Source organism: Asticcacaulis sp. (assembly GCF_027484505.1).
GTDB lineage: Bacteria > Pseudomonadota > Alphaproteobacteria > Caulobacterales > Caulobacteraceae > Asticcacaulis.
Map to the genome: position 1 here is coordinate 1 of NZ_JAIXSV010000120.1, position 2,733 is coordinate 2,733.

At 54.7% G+C, this 2,733-nt stretch carries 1 protein-coding gene; it reads right to left on the reverse strand.

All coding sequences use genetic code 11. The features are described from left to right. A partial coding sequence (locus tag Q0072_RS07570) for a hypothetical protein (protein ID WP_298327963.1) occupies nt 1-2,733 on the reverse strand: 2,733 nt, incomplete at both ends.

Sequence of the window (2,733 nt, forward strand, 5' to 3'; positions counted from 1 at the left end):
CAGCCCGTCATCGCCCACAATCCGCCCCATTGTATGTACCGGCGGCTTGCAGTAAACTTCCTTTTCGTTTTCTTTGCTGTTGCAAAAGTCGTGAAAGGTGCGAAACTGTTGCACGCGAGCAAACCCTCGCTCGATCGCTCCCTTTTTGATGGTCAGAGAGTCTTCGATATTTTGACCATAGTAGCCGCCGACGGCCACGACGGCTTGCTGGTAGCACGCGCCAATGTCAGGCCCCACCATTTTCTCAAAGGCCGTCGTCACCAAAGACCGCTGCGGGGTTTCCAAGTAGTTGGCACAAGTGTCCAGGCACGGTGTGGACGGCGCCAGACCGCAGGCTTGTTTGCGCATGGTGGCGGCAAAGGAGATGCGCGGCGCTTGATTAAACTGTATGTGAGGCAGCGTGTTGGTGTACATGCTAAAGTTTTGGCACTCGTCAATCAGCACATGAGTGATGAACTGCAGCTGATTAACCTCGTGGTGGTACATGGCCACGCGCACATGCCAGTATTCCTCATCTTTGCAAATGAGTTCGGCGACTCCCTCCCGCAGCAAACGCGGCCATAAATCACTCGTGTGAGTCTCGGCCACAATCTCCTTGCACTCTTTAATGCGGTCGGCGCGGATGAGCGGCCAATAAAAAGTGCCGGCGTCGCCGTTGATGTTCAGCGTGCCAATATCCACCTCGGCATACCGGTCGACAAACAGGCTGACGTCGGGCGGCATGTCACACACGCTGCGTAATTCCCGCAGCTTTTCCCGCACTTTGTAAGGATCGTGGACATAACCGACCAGAAGACCATTGACCAACACGGGCGCGGGCGGCTCACGATTCTCCTCGAGTGATGATGAAGACGATGATGAAAGCAAAGCCGGGCCCAAAAAGCTCGTCACCAGGCGACACAGGTCCTGAGTCGGGTGGCCAGAGCGCACCCCTGCGCATATGGTCATATTGCGCGTCATGCCCACATTGCCGCCATCAGGCGTGTCAAAACGGCACACTCCTCCTGTGTCATAGGGCATGCGCGCCTCGGCCGTTTCGCCCTGTGAATTGGTGCGCAACAGATGAGCCACGCCGGCAATATACTCGGTGTTGGCGCGAATCTGTCCGGCACTGGACACGCCTTTGGCGCTGTCGCTGAAACTGTCTTGGTGGCTGATGGTCAAGTTGCCAGATTTGAGCGCTTTGATCATCCGGCGCCCCATGGTCCCTACCAAAATATTGTGCGGATTGAGCGCCGACACGTTGCGGGCCAAATCATAACTCATGGCCTGCTGCACCGCCTTGCGCCACTGCACAAAGGAGTCGCGCCAGATCATCGACAAGTAAAAGACCGACACGTTGCGCCGGTTGCGATAGTGCTCACGATTATCCAGCGGCTGTAGCAACAAGTACACAAGAATAACGCGACGGGCATACAGTCCCAAAAGTATGCGTTTGGCGGGCAAGTCGGCTGGCGTCGTGCCTTGGTGGGGTAAAAACTCGGTGTTGAGCATATTGTTGACGATCTTGGCCAGAGTCTCGGGATCGCTGTTGGCCTTTTCCGGGCGAATCTTGGCAAAAGCTGCCGGCTTCTTGATGGTCGTGTTGGTGATGCTGAAATTGAGGGTGGCCGACACAAAGTTCCACAACCACAGTGGGTCGGATTCGACGCAAATTAAATCCATCATGTCTTTCAAATGACACACGTCCAGCGCCACAAACATGGTGGTCAGCGACACGTCCTGGCTAAAAGGCAAGCGCACAAAGATGTCACAATCGACCGCTCGTCGCGAGTCTGTGGTGGTCATGTGCGATAAAGGCAGGGATGGTTTCAAGGTGACATACAGCGTACTGCTGCTGCGCAAGCGGTTCTCCGGTTGCGAGCGTATTTCACAGACGAGCAGCTTGTCATCCTTTTCCAAGACGATGGGCGAGTTGTTGGCCATTTGCTCTTGTCCACCAATCAACTTTTCCACCCCTTCAATAATAAAGTAGCCGCCAGCGTCCATGCGGTCGGCCACACACATTTCCGGCACCACCGTGGACCGGCGAGCGCAAAAGGCGCTGTCCACCATGCAGGGAATGTCATCCAGATGCAAATTTTTCAGCACTAGCTCCATCTTTTCGTGTAAATGTGCAATTTGTGGATCCGGCAGAGCTGCCCCATCACTAGTGGTTTCCGATTGCTGCTGCTGCTGCTGCTTCTGTTGCGTAGTGGCCAAACGATTATTTTTGCGTCGGGCCGCCTGAATGTTACTTTCGCGGACCTGGGCCAATTCCTCGGCTGTCAAAGGCGCCCGGGTGTACGCCACATCCACATACAGGGGGATGGTGTATGTTTGGCGGGTGGCGCGACAATCAAACGGCGTGCTGGAATGCAATTTACCCGCACTGTCCCGCACCGTGGGCTGACCAGCGTGCGGATTGCTGAGCACAAAAGTGTGTTTGGTGCAGGTGCCTTCATGCATGGCCACAAACGTGTTGGATTCGTTAATGCAAGAAGGAATGTGCTTGGCCACCAGCTCGTCATACTTGGTCTTTATCCAGTTGCCAAAGCCATTGGCATCCAGGTATGATTTTAAGACGCGGTAAGCCTGTGGCTTGGGTAAAAAATCCTGGAGCAGAGCCGGATCAATTAAATGATTACTTTTTTCTTGTGACGAAAAGAATGGCGTTGGTTGTGGCTGAGGTTCTGGCTCTGTACTTTTCGCCGACTCTGTGTGTGGCCAGTCTTGCTGCATCGGCTGGAGGGG